The sequence below is a fragment of the Planktothrix rubescens CCAP 1459/22 genome (genome assembly GCA_904830895.1).
Lineage (GTDB): Bacteria > Cyanobacteriota > Cyanobacteriia > Cyanobacteriales > Microcoleaceae > Planktothrix > Planktothrix agardhii.
In genome coordinates, this window is record LR882958.1 from 1,063,232 (window position 1) to 1,081,023 (window position 17,792).

Annotated in this window: 17 protein-coding genes and 2 pseudogenes; 16 read left to right on the forward strand and 3 right to left on the reverse strand. The window is 36.6% G+C overall.

What is annotated here, in order from left to right; genetic code table 11:
* The first annotated feature begins 157 nt into the window (after positions 1–157).
* Both NMG86_RS04935 and NMG86_RS04940 read left to right on the forward strand, forming a co-directional pair.
* Entirely contained in the window at positions 158–2,926 is a 2,769-nt protein-coding gene (locus NMG86_RS04935) for a hybrid sensor histidine kinase/response regulator (RefSeq protein ID WP_043938830.1), read from the forward strand.
* A 49-nt stretch (positions 2,927–2,975) separates the two neighbouring features.
* On the forward strand, positions 2,976–4,253 hold the full coding sequence (locus NMG86_RS04940) for a sensor histidine kinase (RefSeq protein ID WP_026788923.1): 1,278 nt from the start codon (positions 2,976–2,978) through the stop codon (positions 4,251–4,253).
* A gap of 22 nt (positions 4,254–4,275) precedes the next feature.
* Here the strand turns inward: NMG86_RS04940 and NMG86_RS04945 are convergent, their stop codons facing one another.
* Complete coding sequence (locus NMG86_RS04945; RefSeq protein ID WP_026797146.1) at positions 4,276–4,839, reverse strand: GAF domain-containing protein; 564 nt, start codon at positions 4,837–4,839, stop codon at positions 4,276–4,278.
* Positions 4,840–4,953: 114 nt separating this feature from the next.
* Here NMG86_RS04945 and NMG86_RS04950 point away from each other — a divergent pair, with 114 nt between their 5' ends.
* The 11 genes and pseudogenes from NMG86_RS04950 (at position 4,954) to NMG86_RS05000 (ending at position 12,940) form a co-directional block, all read left to right on the forward strand.
* A complete protein-coding gene (locus tag NMG86_RS04950) occupies positions 4,954–5,745 on the forward strand; it encodes a mechanosensitive ion channel family protein (RefSeq protein WP_043938828.1) in 792 nt (263 codons plus the stop codon).
* A gap of 78 nt (positions 5,746–5,823) precedes the next feature.
* Positions 5,824–5,967 (forward strand): hypothetical protein, encoded by a 144-nt coding sequence (locus NMG86_RS04955; RefSeq protein ID WP_026788925.1) that lies wholly within the window; start codon positions 5,824–5,826, stop codon positions 5,965–5,967.
* 177 nt (positions 5,968–6,144) lie between these two features.
* Complete coding sequence (locus NMG86_RS04960; RefSeq protein WP_026797147.1) at positions 6,145–7,035, forward strand: J domain-containing protein; 891 nt, start codon at positions 6,145–6,147, stop codon at positions 7,033–7,035.
* Between the two features lie 57 nt (positions 7,036–7,092).
* Entirely contained in the window at positions 7,093–7,452 is a 360-nt protein-coding gene (locus NMG86_RS04965) for a M50 family metallopeptidase (protein WP_043939373.1), read from the forward strand.
* 164 nt (positions 7,453–7,616) lie between these two features.
* Positions 7,617–7,964 (forward strand): annotated as a pseudogene (locus NMG86_RS04970) (transposase); the annotation flags it as partial.
* A 117-nt stretch (positions 7,965–8,081) separates the two neighbouring features.
* A complete protein-coding gene (locus NMG86_RS04975; RefSeq protein ID WP_087882206.1) occupies positions 8,082–8,672 on the forward strand; it encodes an ISAs1 family transposase in 591 nt (196 codons plus the stop codon).
* Between the two features lie 275 nt (positions 8,673–8,947).
* Positions 8,948–9,703 carry an RNA-guided endonuclease InsQ/TnpB family protein gene (locus tag NMG86_RS04980; RefSeq protein WP_337587925.1) on the forward strand — a complete coding sequence of 252 codons (756 nt, stop codon included), beginning with the start codon at positions 8,948–8,950 and terminating at the stop codon, positions 9,701–9,703.
* A gap of 64 nt (positions 9,704–9,767) precedes the next feature.
* Positions 9,768–10,139, forward strand: a pseudogene (locus tag NMG86_RS04985) (M50 family metallopeptidase); the annotation flags it as partial.
* Positions 10,140–10,249: 110 nt separating this feature from the next.
* Positions 10,250–11,482, forward strand: a complete 1,233-nt coding sequence (locus NMG86_RS04990) for an ATP phosphoribosyltransferase regulatory subunit (RefSeq protein ID WP_026797149.1) — start codon at positions 10,250–10,252, stop codon at positions 11,480–11,482.
* A 126-nt stretch (positions 11,483–11,608) separates the two neighbouring features.
* Positions 11,609–11,836 carry a ferredoxin family protein gene (locus tag NMG86_RS04995; protein ID WP_026788929.1) on the forward strand — a complete coding sequence of 76 codons (228 nt, stop codon included), beginning with the start codon at positions 11,609–11,611 and terminating at the stop codon, positions 11,834–11,836.
* 156 nt (positions 11,837–11,992) lie between these two features.
* Complete coding sequence (locus NMG86_RS05000; RefSeq protein WP_026788930.1) at positions 11,993–12,940, forward strand: AAA family ATPase; 948 nt, start codon at positions 11,993–11,995, stop codon at positions 12,938–12,940.
* Between the two features lie 37 nt (positions 12,941–12,977).
* On the opposite strand, the gene NMG86_RS05005 is transcribed toward NMG86_RS05000, so the two are convergent.
* Both NMG86_RS05005 and NMG86_RS05010 read right to left on the reverse strand, forming a co-directional pair.
* The gene (locus tag NMG86_RS05005; protein WP_026788931.1) at positions 12,978–13,250 is read right to left on the reverse strand and encodes a Txe/YoeB family addiction module toxin; all 273 of its coding nucleotides are present in this window, start codon (positions 13,248–13,250) and stop codon (positions 12,978–12,980) included.
* Positions 13,231–13,503, reverse strand: a complete 273-nt coding sequence (locus tag NMG86_RS05010; RefSeq protein WP_026788932.1) for a type II toxin-antitoxin system Phd/YefM family antitoxin — start codon at positions 13,501–13,503, stop codon at positions 13,231–13,233. The genes NMG86_RS05005 and NMG86_RS05010 overlap by 20 nt, the downstream gene beginning before the upstream one ends.
* A gap of 228 nt (positions 13,504–13,731) precedes the next feature.
* On the opposite strand from NMG86_RS05010, the gene NMG86_RS05015 reads away from it, so the two are divergent.
* The 3 genes from NMG86_RS05015 (at position 13,732) to NMG86_RS05025 (ending at position 17,775) form a co-directional block, all read left to right on the forward strand.
* Complete coding sequence (locus tag NMG86_RS05015; protein WP_233422946.1) at positions 13,732–14,373, forward strand: PAP/fibrillin family protein; 642 nt, start codon at positions 13,732–13,734, stop codon at positions 14,371–14,373.
* 61 nt (positions 14,374–14,434) lie between these two features.
* A complete protein-coding gene (locus NMG86_RS05020) occupies positions 14,435–15,787 on the forward strand; it encodes a DUF58 domain-containing protein (protein ID WP_026797150.1) in 1,353 nt (450 codons plus the stop codon).
* Positions 15,784–17,775 carry a transglutaminase-like domain-containing protein gene (locus tag NMG86_RS05025; RefSeq protein WP_043938826.1) on the forward strand — a complete coding sequence of 664 codons (1,992 nt, stop codon included), beginning with the start codon at positions 15,784–15,786 and terminating at the stop codon, positions 17,773–17,775. Before NMG86_RS05020 ends, NMG86_RS05025 begins: the two co-directional genes overlap by 4 nt.
* Positions 17,776–17,792: the final 17 nt, after the last annotated feature.

A 17,792-nucleotide genomic window follows, 5' to 3' on the forward strand; every position in this document is an offset into this window, starting at 1 on the left:
TTGGGATGTTAATATCATAGCACAGAGAAAGGGAAACCCCGATCTTTTCATGATCTAAGTTGCCAAATGTTGATATTTTTTATATAATTCATCTACTCTGACTGAGGTTTTTCTGTTTTAGTATTTTAGAGGCAACATTATTAATTTTGAATACCCAATGTTTCAAAAACTTCCCCTTCGCTTTATTTTAATTGTTCCATTTGTCTTACAAATTTTTGCTGCGGTTAGTTTGACGGGATATTTGTCTCTAAGAAATGGTCAAAAAGCGGTAAATAATTTAGCAAGCAAGTTACAGAATGAAGTCAGTAGTCGCATTTATCAACACTTAAATAGTTATCTTTCTATTGCACCACAACTAAATCAAATCAATGCTAATGCGATCGAAACAGGAATCCTTGATCCCGATAATTTAACTCAACTCGTACAGTTTTTTTGGAAACAGCGAGTTACTTTTGATATTGGTTATGTATTATTAGGAACACCGACGGGAATTTTTTCTAGTGTTGGTAATTATTTTGGAGATCAAAGAATTACCTTCGATACTACTGACCTCCAAAATTATGGCAATTCTTTGATGCACACTTTTGAAATCAATACTCAGGGAAAACCATCAAAACTCATCTTAAAAAGCCAGAAAGATCATTTTTTTAAAAAAGAAGGATGGTATGCCGCCGGAGCCCAATTAGAAAAACCCACCTGGAGTAAAGTTTATAACTGGGAAGTTGAACCCTTTCCCCTTTGTATTGCGGCTAGTCATCCCTTATTTGATGATAATAAAAAATTAACTGGCGTCTTGGGTGTAGAAATGCGCTTATCCCAAGTGAGTAATTTTTTAGAACAATTGAAAGTTAGTCCTTCCGGTCAAACCTTTATTATAGAACGGAATGGATTACTAATTGCTAGTTCTGGTGATCAAAAACCTTTTATAATTAAACCTGGACAAAAACCGCAAAGATTAAAAGCCATAGATAGTCAACAACCTTTAATTAAAGCCACAGCAAATTATTTAGAATCACAGATTAAAGATTTTCAAACTATTGAAACAACTCAAAACCTCAAATTTTCTTGGGAGCATGATAAACAATTTGTGAAAATTACCCCTTGGCGAGATCCATTAGGGTTAGATTGGTTAGTGATTGTGGTGGTTCCACAATCGGATTTTATGGCAGAAATTGATAGGAATACTCAAACTACAATTTTACTTTGTTTGGGAGCATTAATATTAGCAACTATATCGGGAATTTATACCACTCGTCGAATTACTCAACCGATTTTACACTTGAGTGCTGCATCAAAAAATATTGCCAAAGAAGCTGAACAAGGGTTTAGAGGTGACTTAGTTAAACCTCGAGTAGAAGAACCCACAATTAAAGAATTAGGAATTTTAGCCCATGCTTTTAATCAAATGATTCAACAGTTACAAGATGCTTTTGTTAGCTTAGAACAGGCAAATAAAGCCTTAGAAAAACGGGTAGAAGAACGGACAATTGAACTTAAAACCGCCAAGGAAAAAGCGGATGCAGCTAATCAAGCAAAAAGTGAATTTTTAGCTAATATGAGCCATGAGTTACGCACTCCCTTAAATGGAATTTTGGGTTATGCTCAAATTTTACAACAATTAGAGCCTCTGACGGCTAAAGGACAGAAAGGGGTAGAAGTTATTCAACAATGTGGGTATCATTTATTAACCCTAATTAATGATGTTTTAGATCTATCCAAAATTGAAGCTCGCAAAATGGAACTTTACCCCTCGGATTTTCATTTTCCGGCATTTTTAGAAGGGGTAGTCGAAATGTGTAATATCAAAGCTGAACAGAAAAAAATTAAGTTTAATTATCGACCTCAAGAGGGTCTTCCAATTGGAATTAAAGCCGATGAAAAACGTCTGAGACAAGTATTAATTAATTTATTGGGAAATGCAATTAAATTTACGGATCAAGGCAGTGTGACCTTTTCAATTCAAGCTATATTTATCCCAAAATCTTCTATATGTCGCCTAAATTTTCAAATTAAAGATACTGGAATCGGGATGAGTTCAGAACAATTATCCCGAATTTTTATGCCATTTGAACAAGTAGGAGAAATAAAAAGAAACACGGAAGGAACAGGTTTAGGATTAGCGATTAGTCAACAAATTGTTTCCTTAATGGGAAGCCAACTTCAGGTACAAAGTCAAGAAGGAGAAGGGAGTATTTTCTGGTTTGATGTGGAATTATCAGAAGCCAAAGAATGGGCAAATACCTCTCGTAATATTCAAAAAGGAAACGTTACCGGATATCAAGGAGAACAAAAAACTATTCTAATTACTGATGATAATTTGGCAAATCGTTCTGTGATTATAAATTTATTAGAACCGATTGGATTTAAAGTTATAGAAGCCAATAATGGTCAGGAAGGATTGCAGCAAGCGATCGCAATTCTCCCCGATTTAATTATTACTGATTTAGTCATGCCTGTGATGGATGGATTTAAGTTTATTAATCTGTTGCGCCAATCGCCAAAACTAAAAGATATTATGGTGATTGCTTCCTCTGCTAGTGTATTTGATAGCGATCAACACCGCAGTTTAAATGCCGGAGCGGATGGGTTTTTACCTAAACCAATTTCAGCCGATTTATTACTGGATTTATTGCAAGTTCATCTAAAATTAGAGTGGATTTATATTTCCTCTGACCCTCTCGTTAAAAATCTGAATCAATCCGTAGATACTCAACCAGAAAATCCGAAAATTCCGGTTGAAATCCTATCCAGATTATATGAATTAGCTCAAGAAGGGGATGTAGATGGTATACTAGCGGAGGTAGCTCTGATTGAAACGAGTCATCCAGTTTATTCTGCCTTTACTCAACAAGTAATCCAACTTACAGAAAACTTTCAACTCAAAAAGCTGCGAGAGTTGTTGAGTCAAACCCTCAGCCAATCTTAAACCCTGGATATTTCTCATACAATTCAAATAAAATTCCCAACTTTTATCTATGCAAGACCTTGGTTTTATCTTAATTGTTGATGACAATCCCACTAATTTAGCCGTTTTATCCCAAACTCTAAAAAGTGCAGGATTTGCTGTGCGAGTAGCTGAAGATGGAGAAAGCGCTTTACAATTAGTTGCACGGAAACCACCCGCCCTAATTTTATTAGATGTACAAATGCCTGGTATTGATGGGTTTGAAACTTGCAAAAAATTAAAAGCTGATCCAAAAACCCAAGCAATTCCGATTATTTTTTTAACGGCTTTAACGGATGTTCAAAATAAAGTCAAGGGACTTTCTTTGGGGGCGGTTGATTATATTTCTAAACCCTTTGAACAGGAGGAAGTTTTAGCTAGGGTGCGGGTGCATTTACAACTCAAAAATTTGACGGAAAACCTAGAACAACTGGTTGCGGAAAGGACGGCAGTTTTAGAACAAGCTCAAGTTCAATTAGTTCAACAAGAAAAACTTTCAACTCTCGGACAATTAGTGACAGGAATTGCCCATGAAATGAATAATCCGATTAGCTGTATTGTCAATAATATTCCTCCGGCTCAGGAATATATTCTCGATATAAATCATATTTTAACTTTATGTCAAAGCCATTATGATCAGCTACCAAAACCCATACAAAAAGCGATAATTGCAACGGATTTAGATTTTGTTTTGGATGATTTAAACAAACTGCTGAATTCCATAAGATTAAGCACTGATCGAATTCAAGATATTTCAATTTCTTTAAGGAATTTTGCCCGTTCTGATGCCTCAATTAAGGTTTTATTTGATATTCATAAAAGTATTGATAGCACTCTGTTAATTTTGAGTCATCGCCTCAAGCCATTAGGAGAAAGAGCCGCTATTCAATTAGTTAAAGAATATGGTGATTTACCGCTTATTGAATGTTATCCTGGTCAACTGAATCAAGTCTTTATGAATATTTTAGCAAATTCTATTGATGCGATTGAAGAAGCGGGTAAAAATGGAGAATTTGATCATCATATTCCTATAATTAAAGTTGAAACTACACAACCCGATTCAAAATCAGTTTTAATTAAAATTTCTGATAATGGAATTGGCATGACCAAGGAAATTAGTCAGCGAATTTTTGAACCTTTATTTACTACAAAACCTGTCGGTCAAGGAACTGGATTAGGATTACTAATTGTTAATCAAATTATTGAAAGACATCATGGTAAACTCAATCTATATTCAACACCAAGAGAGGGAACAAAATTAGAAATTATACTTCCTTTGAATGAGCAACAGGCAATAGACAGGATATAAAATATTAATATTGGCTTTGTTCCTACCTCTTTAAATCCAGAATTTCTGGTGCAGTAGATAGGGTTTCTGCGGCGGTTTTCAACAGTTCAAATTCCGAAGCACTCCAAAGATGAGGAAATCGACAATGATGAGCAATTAATAAACCCCAGAGTTCGTTATCAACAATCACAGGAACAACTAAATTAGCCCGCACATAAATACTGCGTAAAAAGTTTTGATGACAGGGATGAATAGCTGCGGTTTCAATATCGGAGATCGCTCGAATTCTTCCCTGTTGATACAATTGAGCATATTCCTGATTAAAACAATCATCTGCACCCGTAGAACCATAGATTGAGAAGATTGGTTGACTCGAAGATTCAAAGGTAACTTGTCCTTTCCATTGATAATAAAGATAATATAAAATTACTCGATCACATTGCAGTTGAGTTCTGAGTTTATCCAATTCTGTTTGGACTAAAATATCTCGTCCCATGCTGTTTTTTAACCGCAGTGCAAACCGTTGTAAACCGGGATCACCTGAATCGGGTTGATTTTCCCGGTCTTCGATGTTATTGAATTCGTTAGGGGTTGGGGAAGAATTCATGTAGAACCAGTAAAATCATATTTCAGTTGAAAATTATATCATAAACTGATAATATTAAGCTAATGAATCAGCGAACTTGAATTAAATTTTAGCTTTTCTTTAGATTTATAACTTATGCTAACAGCCGAACAACAAAGGGAATTATTGATTAAATTAGCTGAATCAATTATCGGGTTAGGAATTCAATTTTTAATGGCAATTCTGATCCTGTTAATTGGTTTATGGGTGGCGAAATTTATCCAAAATCTCAGTAAACATCTGATGATCAAGGCTCAACTAGAGCCAACTCTAATTAGATTTTTTGTCAACTTAATTTATATTGCCATTGTTACCTTTGTAAGTTTAGCAGCACTGGGACAACTGGGAATTAAAACCACATCATTTATTGCGGTTTTAGGTGCTGCTGGGTTAGCTATTGGTTTAGCTTTGCAGGGGTCTTTATCTAATTTTGCTTCGGGTGTATTTATGATAGTTTTTCGCCCGTTTAAAGTCCATGATTATATTGAAGGTGGGGGAGTAGAGGGAATAGTTGAGGAAATCCAAATTTTTACTACCCTGTTAAAAACACCCGATAATAAAACAATTATTATTCCCAATAGTAAACTCTATGGGGATAAAATAGTAAATCACTCAATTCAACCTATCCGTAGGGTTGATATTAAGTTGAATTTAAGTTATAATACGGATCTGGATCAAGTTAGAGAACTTTTTACTAATTTAGTTCAAACTGATCCACGGGTTTTATTAGAACCGATACCCGATATGGAGATTCAGGAAATAGCTGCGGGTGGGATTAAAACATTATTAACGGTTTGGGTGATTAATTCTGACTATTTTCGGGTACGTTCTGATTTGAATCAAAGTCTGAAACAGATGTTAGATGGGGGTGAGATTCAATTGGTTTGATCCCTTTGTTGTTAAGGTGCGATCGCCAAAATTAGAATTATTTGTGTTATAACTACTCATAAGAGTTAGGCATAAAATATGGCATCCGACTTAGATCGTGGAATCATGAAATTTAAAGGGGCGGACAGTCCCACGGCAATTATTATTTCTTCTGTGCTGGTTTTGGGAGGTATCGGCGTTCTAGTTTGGTGGGCAATGCAAACAGCCTATTCTCTGTCTTGATCAGGAACTATAACGGATATTGATATTAATAAATCAATCTCCATTACTATTTTAGCAACTGGGTTTCTAACAGAAATCCGGTTTTTTTTTAATAATAACTGTTGGAAACGGGTTATATTAAGATCAATAGGTGCGATTAATCTTCGTCGTAAATCTAGGCAAGGAAAGCAAAACAGTATGTTTGAAATTAAACAAGGGTTATTTCAGTTTGAGTTTATGGATAATCACGGGATTTTAGGGGTTTCCCTAGAAGCCGAATTTGACGATATCCGCAAACGCTATATGCAGATCGCCCGTCGTTTGCATCCTGATACCTGTCCCTTTGAGAACCCCCAAGATCGTGATTTAGCCAAGCAATTGTTAGCTAAATTAGTCAGTCCGGCCTATAATCAGTTTTCTAAGGAAGCTGAACGTAAGGAATATACACTGCTATTAAAAACCATTGGCGATCGCATTGTCAAAGAACAGCATCACCTCAAACCTCAAACAGAAGCCGGTCAAAAACTTCTCCAAGCCTCCGATTATCAAAATGCCTATGAAAGCGCAATTAAAGCCTTAGCAAAACATCAATATGAATCCCCTGAAAAAGTCTTAGATATTACGGGTCAAATTAGTGATTTAAACCTGGTTTACTTGCTTCGTAAAAATCAAAAAAGTGCCGCGTCTCCATCTCCTAAAGTTCCTGAAACAACTCCCACCCAGCACTCAGCAATACCTAAAAAAGATTCCTTTGTTGAACAAGCCTGTCACCGTGCCGAACAGTTAATGGCTAGTCAAAACTATACCCAAGCGGCTTCAGAATTAAAAGACGCCATTAAACGGGAACCTGATAATAGTCATTGTCATGGTTTATTAGGGTTAGTTTATTTAAAACAAAATCAACCTAAACTAGCTACTCCCCATATTAATCGGGCTTTACAACTTGATCCCAAACAACCCCAAGCCTTAGAAGCGAAAAAAGAACTAGAAAAATCCACAGCTTCAGCCGGGACAAAATCCAAAACCAAATCCGATAAATCCTCCGGTGGTGGTTTGTTTGGCGGGCTATTTGGTGGCAAGAAAAAATAGAAATTATCGCAGTCAGGGGCATCGAATCAAAAGTTATTAAAGCTGTTTAATTAAATCATGTCTAAACTCACGGGTTTATCATCTTCTAAAATAGGATTAACTTGGTTAATTGTGGCAGCTATTGTCACAATTATTTTATGGCAATTTCCTTGGGGAAGTTATATTTTATATCCCTTCTCAATTTTAGCAACTTGGTTCCATGAAATGGGACATGGATTAACTGCAATTCTATTAGGAGGCAATTTTTATAAACTATTAATGTTTCCCGATGGTTCAGGAATAGCCTACAATTCTGTATCTTTTGGAGGTCGAATTGGAAGGGCATTAGTGGTGATGGGAGGCCCTATGGGGCCAGCTTTTGCGGGGGGGCTGTTAATTTTATCTAGCCGTCGTTATAACATAAGTCTGGGAGCTTGAAAACTCAGTGTCTTCAGACCACCAGATGAAAAGCGACCCAGGGGAATAAATTCCCCGTGAATATTTCTCCAATTTATGTTAACATAAGGTAGGTCGAAAAAAGGAGATTTCTATGATAGTTCACCGAATATAAGTGCCAAGGCAAACCCAATCAATATAAAGCGATTGATGAAGCAATTCGCACCACCCAATTCATTCGCAATAAAGCAATTAGATATTGGATGGATAATTCAAGAGAATTAAAGATTGATAGATTTGCCTTAAATAAATATTCTACAACTCTTAGAAATGAATTCCCCTTTGTTGCCGACTTAAATTCAATGGCAGTCCAATCCGCCGCCGAGCGAGGATGGACTGCCATTAGTCGTTTTTACGACAATTGTAAGAAAAAGATTTCCGGTAAAAAAGGATATCCCAAATTCCAAAAAGATTGCCGTTCCGTTGAATATAAAACATCGGGATGGAAACTACACCCAACTAAAAGACAAATTACCTTAACCGATAAAAACGGCCCCCCTAGCCCCCCCGTGCACGCAGGGCTGTTTCAAAGTCGGGTGGAAAAGAGTAAAGAAAGAGCGATCGCTACCTGATAAAATAGAGAGCGACCGCCATTATTTTCTAAAATAAAGATGCTAACAAGTTTAATAGAAAATTTAAAAGAAGTCAAGGATTTCCGAAAAAATCAGGGAAAAAGGTATAGTTTATGGGAAGTGCTATTAGTAGTAGTTTTAGGGGTGATGTCAGGGCATCAAGGATATCGAGAGATGGAATATTTTGTCAAAGCCAACGAAGTTATCCTGAAAAGAACATTCAATATCTATAGCCAAGGAATGCCATCTTATTCAACAATAAGGAGGGTGATGAGAGGAGTAGACGAGAAGGATTTAAGCAAAATAGTAAAAGAATGGTCAAGAGAGAATTCTCCTAAATTAAAGTCTTATAAAGAAACGGTTTATTATATAAGTAGTATCTGGGAAAAGGCAGATTTTTTTTCCCAAAAGATTAAAGGGCATTGGGGGATTGAGAATCAAGTTCATTGGGTAAAAGATGTGTTATTTAAAGAGGATAGTATGAAAATTCATCAAGTACAAGCCGCGACTAATTGGGCACTGCTCAACACCCTAGGATTGAATATTTTCAGAGGTTTAGGATTTTTGTCAATAACAGAGGGAAGAAGGTGGTTAGGAAATCATTGGGAGAAATTACTGGCTATCTCTTAATCCCAAAGTTAAAACTGAAACAATAGAGCGATTAATTTAGGAAAAATAGATAAAAATCGGAAACGTAAGTCTTACTCCGTAGGGAATAAGAATATTTATGCTGTTTAAATGATATTTCCTATAATTAATATTAATATAGCAATTATATGAAATATTAATTATTCGGAAAATAGCTATCATGTTTGAGAATTATGACCCAAAAGTAGGCTATAATTTTCAAACATGAAACAGCCCTGCCGTGCACGGGGGGGTTTGGGGGGGGTAAACTCAAATTATTGGGTAAATGGGATATCCACACCTACAATGTTAAAGACATAAAACGGGTGCGTTTAATTCGTCGTGCCGATGGATATTACGCACAATTTTGTCTGAATATTAATGTCACCGATATTCAACCCAAAACTGGAAAGGAAATAGGACTTGATGTTGGTATTGAGTCGTTTTATACAGATTCAAATGGATATCAAGAAGCTAATCCTAAGTTTCTCAGAAAAGCTGAACAATCAATTAAGCAATCTCAGAAACAAATCTATAAAAAAGTTAAAGGTTCATCGGGGAGACGGAAAGCTAGAAAAGTTTATGCAAAAAAACACTTAAAAGTAAGTAGACAACGGAATGAACACGCAAAGAGAATTGCGCGTAACGTATGCACATCTAACGATGTAGTAGTCTATGAAGATTTAAGTGTTAGAAATATGGTTAAAAACCATTGTTTAGCTAAATCAATTAGCGACGCAAGTTGGTATTTATTTCGGCTATGGATAGAATATTTTGCGTCTAAATTTGATAAATTAGCAATTCCGGTTGCACCCCATTACACTTCACAGAAATGTTCTAATTGTGGGGTAATAGTGAAAAAATCTCTATCAACCCGCACCCATGTTTGTAATTGTGGATGTGAGTTGCATCGAGATACAAATGCTGCAATTAATATTCTAAATCTTGGTAAACAAGCTAGGGGAGGGCATCCCCAAAGTAACGCTAATGGACTGGAAACCTCTACTCCTCTTGATGAAAGTCTGGTCGAGTAAGTGTCCAGGTTGAAGTTAGAATCTCAGTGTCTTCAGACGGTGAGAGTGTCAAAAAACCGCCCGTTGGTGTTTAATAGCTTTGGGTTCGGTGATGTTGCTTTCAGTATTATTATGGATACGGACTTGGTTTGGGGCTGTTGCTATGTCTCTGTGGGGACTATTTGTTTTATTAATAGCTTGGAAAACTCCCCAAGGGATTCAGGCTTGGACGGTACAATTTTTAGGTGTACAAGCGATTGTTAGTACCTATCATCAAAGAGAATATTTATTCGGGCAAAGTTCAGTCAATATTAATGGTCAACAGTTAGTTTCCGATACTGGAAAAATAGCCGAATATTTATTCCTTCCCTACTGGTTTTGGGCAACATTGATTATTATTGTTTCTAGTTTAATTTTTTGGGTGAGTTTGAATATCGCCTATGGCTCCAAGGATTAAAAATCACAGTTTTAATTAATTTTTAGTTTGTGGGTAACAGAATAGGGTATCGTAGGGAAAGTTACGAATTTATCGGTTTGTAACTCTATGTTAATTCTTAATTCTCAAGTATGGTTTATCAACCCCCGTCGGGTGCGCGAGATTTACTTCCCCTCGATGTTGCTCAAAAAATTTGGATTGAAAGGCGCTTACAACAGGTGTTTCACCGTTGGGGCTATCATCGAATTATTACCTCCACTTTAGAACGGTTAGACACCCTCATGGCTGGAGGTGCGGTACAACCCTCAACGGTAATTCAACTGCAAGATGCTGAAAATCAGGGTCTAGGACTGCGCCCCGAATTAACCGCATCCATCGCCAGAGCCATTGCGAGTCGTATGGGCAAACTACCATCATGGCCCCAACGCCTCTATTACAGTGCCAATGTCTTCCGCAAAGGCAAAGCCCTTGACCACGGACAACAGTTAGAATTTTATCAAGCGGGTGTGGAACTTTTGGGCGCTGGTGGGTTACGCGCTGATTCGGAAATTCTGTTATTGTTGCGGGACTGTCTGCAAACCTTGGGGCTAAATAATGCCGATTTAATTATCGGAGAAGCGGGTTTAACTCAATCGTTATTATCACCTTTTCCTGCTAAAGAACGGGAAAAAGTTAGAACTGCGATCGCTAATTTAGATAGAATTGGTTTAGAATCCCTATCACTTTCTTCGGAACTTAGAGAGCGAGCGTTATTTTTATTTGATTTACGCGGTCGTCCCGAAACAGTATTATCCCAAGTTTCTCAACTAGATTTAGATTCTTCCCAACGGCAAGCAGTTAATAACCTAAAATCCTTAATGGAATTATTGCACAAATGTTGGGAAAATTCTGAAGTTCAACCCTCAATTACCCTGGATTTAAGTTTAGTTCAAACCTTTGATTATTATACCGGAATTGTGTTTATTGCCGTGAGTGATACCGCATCTGGAGCAAGGGTATTGGGACAGGGAGGCCGTTATGATCAACTACTAGGACTGTATCATCCCCAAGGACAAACCGAACCGGGAATTGGGTTTTCTTTGAATACTGAAAACCTGCATCAAGTATTATTAGGACGGGGTGAACTCCCCCATCAAACCCCCGCCAGCGAATGGTTAGTGGTGGCGCAAACTCCCGAAGCAGATGCAGCCGCCTTTGCCTATGCCAGTCAGTTAAGGTGTTCTGGTGATTTATTACGGGTGGAAGTGGAGTTAGGACATCGGGAAACCCCCGAAGATATCCGCGACTATGCTCGACGTCGAGGTATTGGTCAAATTGCCTGGATTAATATTAACGGCGACCCCAAAATTGAAGAAATTCTTTAAGTTTAGAGTGGGAAAAGGGAGAAATTTCTAATTCAGTTTAGAACAATTCTATCCTTTCTCTCCCTAACAAATTCTCTAATAATTAACCAGAATTAAATCTTATTTTCAACTCGGAGAAAATTAACCATGCCCCATAGTATTGTCACTAATATTTGTGAAGGTGTCGCCGATTGTGTTGAGGCTTGTCCGGTTGCCTGTATTCATGAAGGGCCGGAAAAAAATATCAAAGGAACAGATTGGTATTGGATTGATTTTTCCACCTGTATTGACTGCGGAATTTGTCTACAAGTTTGTCCAGTAGAAGGGGCAATCGTAGCAGAAGAACGCCCCGAATTACAGAAAACTCCCAAATAAAATCCGCTAAAATTTAATCCCAGAAACCCGGTTTTGTCAAACAATCCTTGTCGGATTTTTATCAAAATATTTAATCCTATCCTTAGCCCTCCATTTGCTAAGGGGAGGGTTGGGAGGGGTCGATAGAGTTGACAATATTACAACTGATTATTTAATATGGAAAACTCTAATCTATCCGGTCAAGAGATTTATCAGAGAATTAATCATAATATTCAGCAGGTGATGAAGGGGCAGTCCCTTGCCATTAGAAAGCTATTAGCCGCCTTTTTTAGTGGGGGTCATGTTCTACTTGAAGATTATCCCGGCACAGGAAAAACCACCCTTGCTAAAGCCCTTGCCGCCTCCATAGATGCTAGTTTTAAACGGATTCAATTCACCCCAGATCTTTTACCTTCAGATATTTTAGGAGTTTCAATTTTTGACCAGAATGAACGCAGCTTTCATTTCCATGAAGGGCCGATTTTTGCTAATATTGTTTTAGCCGATGAAATTAATCGCGCCTCTCCTCGAACTCAATCAGCTATGTTAGAAGCCATGGCAGAATCTCAAGTTAGTATTGATGGAAATTTGAGAAAACTCAAGGATTTATTTTTCGTAATTGCTACTCAAAATCCCGTGGAATCTCGCGGAACCTATCCCCTTCCCGAAGCCCAAATGGATCGATTTGCCCTACAATTTAGTCTGGGTTATATTCTCCCTGAAGATGAAGTGAATTTACTCTCAGATCAAATTAGTCAAAATCCGATTGATACCCTCAAATCCTGTGTTTCCTTGCCAGAAATATTGGCTTTAAAACAACAGGTAAAACAAATTAGAATTAGTGCGGAAATCAAACGTTATATTGTTGATTTAATTAATGCAACTCGCACCGCAGCCGATGTACAATTAGGAGCTAGTCCGAGGGCATCTATTGCTTTAATGAAAATAGCCCAAGCCTTAGCTTTATTCGATGGCTATGAATTTGTCACCCCCGAACATATTCAAGAATTGGCGATTCCAGTTATTGCCCATCGTTTAGTTTTAGAACCTCGTTCAAGATTTACAGGAAGAACTGCCCCTGTTATTGTAGAAGAAATTCTCAAATCCGTTCCCGTTCCTGCCTAAGTTGATGATTAGCGATCGCACTAAAATTACTTAAATTTTACTTCAATTGCTCGTAATGACCTCCAATGGCAAAAATATAAACATATTGATCATCAAATTTGTAAATTAGACGATCTTTTTGAGAAATTCTTCTTGACCACAACCCCGATAAATTATGTTTTAACGGTTCTGGTTTTCCTAGTCCTTTAGCGGGATCATCTCTCAGCATTTCTTTGATAATCTTACAAAGATTTTTATGGAGGTTTTTGTCTTTTTGCCTCAGTTCTTCATAAATTTCCCAGGTGTTGCCCTCAAATACTAAGTATCTCATCTAGTTCTTCCTGATTGGGAGAGTAGCCTTTATTTTGGGTATGGGTTGCCATAGAATAGGTAATTTGTTCCATTAAATAGCTATTTTGTAAAACAGATAAGGTTTCTTGTTGTTGTTCCCAATCTTCAGCACTTATAATAATAAAATCCCCACTATTTTGATCAGTGATTTTGAGAGGAGTATGTTGACTGATGACTTGTTCAAGAAAGTCTTGGATGTTATTTTTAAATTGAATAAATGGGATTGAATTCATTTTTTTATCACTTCAATGCTTGAGTTATCCTCTTATTATACCTGTATGTCAGCTAAGGCTGTAAATTATCTCAATACCTGATATAGCAAAAAGCCTACCAGATCAATTTAAGTCCCATCAGCACAGTCAGTAATATAGAACCAAGAGACTTACATTTTTACCTGAAATCATCTAAAATATATCTTAGCTAAAACTTGATTTATTGAAAAGATAATCTCAATGAAATTCATGATGTTAACCCAAACGGACTTAAAACAACAATTAATCGCTAAAATTGAGTCAGTTCAATCCCAACTTGGAGGAATAGGAGGATCTCCCGTTACCAACAGTAAAATTAAACCCGATCTCGCCGCAGAAATTGAAGTAATGGTGATTCAATTAGAGGCTAAAAACCCTAACTATCGACCCTTACTGTTTAAACCATTATTATTAGATGGTGCTTGGTTACTGCTCTATTCCACAGCCAGAGAAATTCGTAATTTAGCCTCACTTCCTTTAGGGTTAAAAGTTGGGAAAATCTATCAAATTATTGATGTCGCTTCGGGAAGTTTTTTGAATCAAGCCTTTGTCAAACATCCATTAGGATTGATTTCTGGGTATGTAAAAGTAACAGCTAATTTTGAAATTGTTCGTGATGACAATAGCTTGCCTAATAACCGTCTGAATGTTTATTTTCAACAACGTTATTTAGCTATTTCTAATATTTTAGGGGTCAAAACTCCGCAACTGGAACCCGCCCGAGTTGTCCCAGCAAAAAATCCCGTTGGGCGCATTCCCAGTTTAGAAATTACTTACCTCGATGAAACTTTTCGTATTGGTCGAGGGGGAGATGGAAGTTTATTTGTTTTGGTTAAAAGTGAATTACCATAAGAGCAGCAGTTAGACGCTGATACTACCAAAACCTGATGTTAAATAACTCAATTAATGAGAAATGAAAAGGTTATTTTATCGCCTATTTTATTTTAGTTATGCTGTTAAACAATCTCGGAGAAAACGATTTACAACTCGTGGGTTAATAGTTCTTTCGGGTGTCGTAGTTACGGCTTTTTTGGGATTAGATACTAACCAAAGTTTGACCTATCAAATATTTACCTTTCTCGTCTCTCTCCTGGTGGTTTCTCGCATTTCAGGTCTATGGTTTCGGTTCCGTTTTAATGCAACTCGAACTTTACCCCGATTTGCCACGGTGGGTGTCCCTTTTAAGTCGCGTATTATTATTCATAATAACACCAATAAAACTCAAATAGGATTGCAAATTATTGAAAATTTTGCCGATCCCCGTCCGACTCTACAAGAGTTTATTGAAACTCCAGAACCTGGAGAAAAACAGCGAAATTCTATTGATAAAATATTAGGTTATTATCGCTGGTTATGGTTAATTAATCAAAAACAATATGCCCTAGCAAAACCTCAAGATTTGCCTCCCCTTCTTCCTCGACGTTCAACGGAAATTGAGATTAATATTATACCCTCCCGCCGGGGAGTTTTGCAATTCAACAGTTTAACGGTTTCTTGTTGTGATCCTTTGGGTCTTATCTATGCTCGAAAGACGATTTTTTTACCTCAATCTTTATTAATTCTTCCTCCATTTTATCAGGTTCCACCGATTAAACTTCCCGGCTCAAAACAATATCAATCCGGTGGTGTTAGCCTCGCTTCTTCCGTTGGAGATTCGGAAGAATTTAGAGCTTTACGAGATTACCGTCCGGGGGATTCTTTAAGGAAAATTCATTGGAAAAGTTGGGCAAAATTAGGCAAACCAATTGTTAAAGAGGAACAGGATGAATTTTTTGTCCGCCATGCTTTAATTTTAGATACCTTTCATCCTTTAAAATATAGTGAATGTTTGGAAGAAGCGATCGCCATTGCTGCTTCTGTTGCCTATGAAATTCAAACTCAAGAATCTTTATTAGATTTAATGTTTGTCGGTCATGAAGCCTATTGTTTTACCTTTGGTCGAGGGTTAAGTCATACAGATAAAATGTTAGAAATTTTAGCCTCTGTTGTTTGTTGTCAGGATAAAACCTTTGATTCTATTATTCCGATTATCATGGATAGGGTTTCCCTATTAAGTGGGTGTATCTGTATTTTTATTGATTGGGATGAACACCGCAAAACCCTAATTAATCATCTTAATAGTATGGGGATTCATACTTTGGTTTTAGTAGTGACAGATGATCAAAATTCTAAAAAACAGCTTGACTTAGAATCTCTCAATAATAATTTTACGACTTTTTATCCATTACATTTAGGCAAAATTCAAGAGGAGTTAATGAAACCATGAAAACCCCACCCTTGCTGTTAGGTGTAACTTTAATCTTTTGGGGATGGCAAACAGGGCTATTAATTTTTGCCCTACCAATGGCTTTAATTATTGAAGGTTCCCGGTGGATTCAATGGCGGTGGGATCTATCCTCTAAAGATATTAAAAATATAGCCTATTTTTGTTTAATTCTTATAATTTTAGTTACCTTTATTTTAATTATTATTAATCGCTCAATTGAATTTATTTATACTCTATTACAATGGCTGCCCATCCTGCTTTTTCCCCTGATCATTGCTCAAATTTATGCCATCAGCGATCGCTTTAATATTCGTTATCTATTTTTATTCTTAAATTCTTTTTTGTCCTCACAAAAACAAGAAAGTTTTTATCTGAATTTAACCTATCCCTATTTCATTCTTTGTATTATCTCGACCAGTGCGGTAAATATTCAAGATATATCGTTTTACGTTGGGATGTTTTTATTGGTAGCAATTACCCTCTTTTCTGGTCGATCTAAACGATTTTCTCCCCTAATTTGGACAGGGTTAATAATCATTTCAGGAAGTTTAGGAATGGTTGGATTTATGGGACTCCACCGCCTCCATTTAACCTTTGAACAAGCCGTAATTGAAAAATTAAGCGGTTTATCTTCCCAAGATGCTGATCCCTTTCAAAGAAGGACAGCTATGGGTGATATCGGGGTTTTAAAACGTTCTAATCACATATTTTTTAGAGTAGCTACGGAGGACAAAAAAACAACACCTATTCTTCTGAGACAATCTAGCTATAATAAATATAATTTATCCAGTTGGTTAGCAGCAGATTCTCAATTTCAGCCGATTCAACCTGCTCAAAATTCAACAACTTGGTTATTAGCAAAACCTGATTTTAACTATTCTAAAATCACAATTTCTGGACAGCTAAAGGATGGAAAAGGGTTATTAAAACTTCCCAATGGAGCATTTCAAATTGATCAATTACCTGTTTTAAGTTTAGAAAAAAATCAATATAGTACAGTTAAAATAGAAAGTAAACCAGATTTAATATCCTATCAAGTTTTATTTAATTCTAGTATTAGTATTGATAGTTCTCCCACGCCAGCCGACTTACAAATTCCTAAATCAGAAAAACCAGCCATTGCTCAAATTGCCCAGGAATTAAATTTAAAAGGAAAACCCCCTCAAGAAATTTTAAAACAGGTTCAAGATTTTTTTAATAATAATTTTGATTATTCTTTGAAATTATTAGGACAAGACCAAAAGACCACACCACTCTCTACTTTTTTACTCAAAAATCGGTCGGGACACTGTGAATATTTTGCCACAGCCACAACACTTTTATTGCGGGAAGTTGGAATTCCAGCCCGTTATGCGATTGGGTTTTCTGTTAGTGAATTTAGCCCCCTAGAGAATCAATTTATTGTTCGAGGTCGGGATAGTCATGCTTGGACTTTAGTTTATTTAGATGGGGTTTGGCAAAATTTTGATACCACTCCGGCGGGATGGTCTGCTTTTGAAGATGCGACGGCATCTAAATGGGAATTTATCACCGATATTGGGTCTTTTTTATGGTTTCAATTGACTCTATTTTTAAAATCTATCCCCACCATAAATCTATTAAAATATAGCGGGTTATTTATCATTCCTATATTGTTAATTGTTGGGTTTCAGGCGAAAAAAAGAGTCCATCGTTTCAAGTCTAAAAAAATCCCATCAACGCCTATCTTACCAGTTCAAAAACTGGGTACAGATTCAGAATTTTATAAGATTGAGAAATCTCTCAATAATTTAGGTTTTTTTCGTTATCCCTCTGAGTCTTTAAAATCTTGGATGAAACGATTAAAATGGGAGTTACCTCAAAATCTGTTAATAGATGATTTATCCTCTATAGTTGAACTTCATTATCGTTATCGTTTTGATCCTCAAAGCATTAATCAAGCCGAAAAACAAAAATTAAAGGAGATGATTGAATCTTGGTTAAATCTTTATCAAAAACTAGATCAATGAAGATATGAAATCGTGGT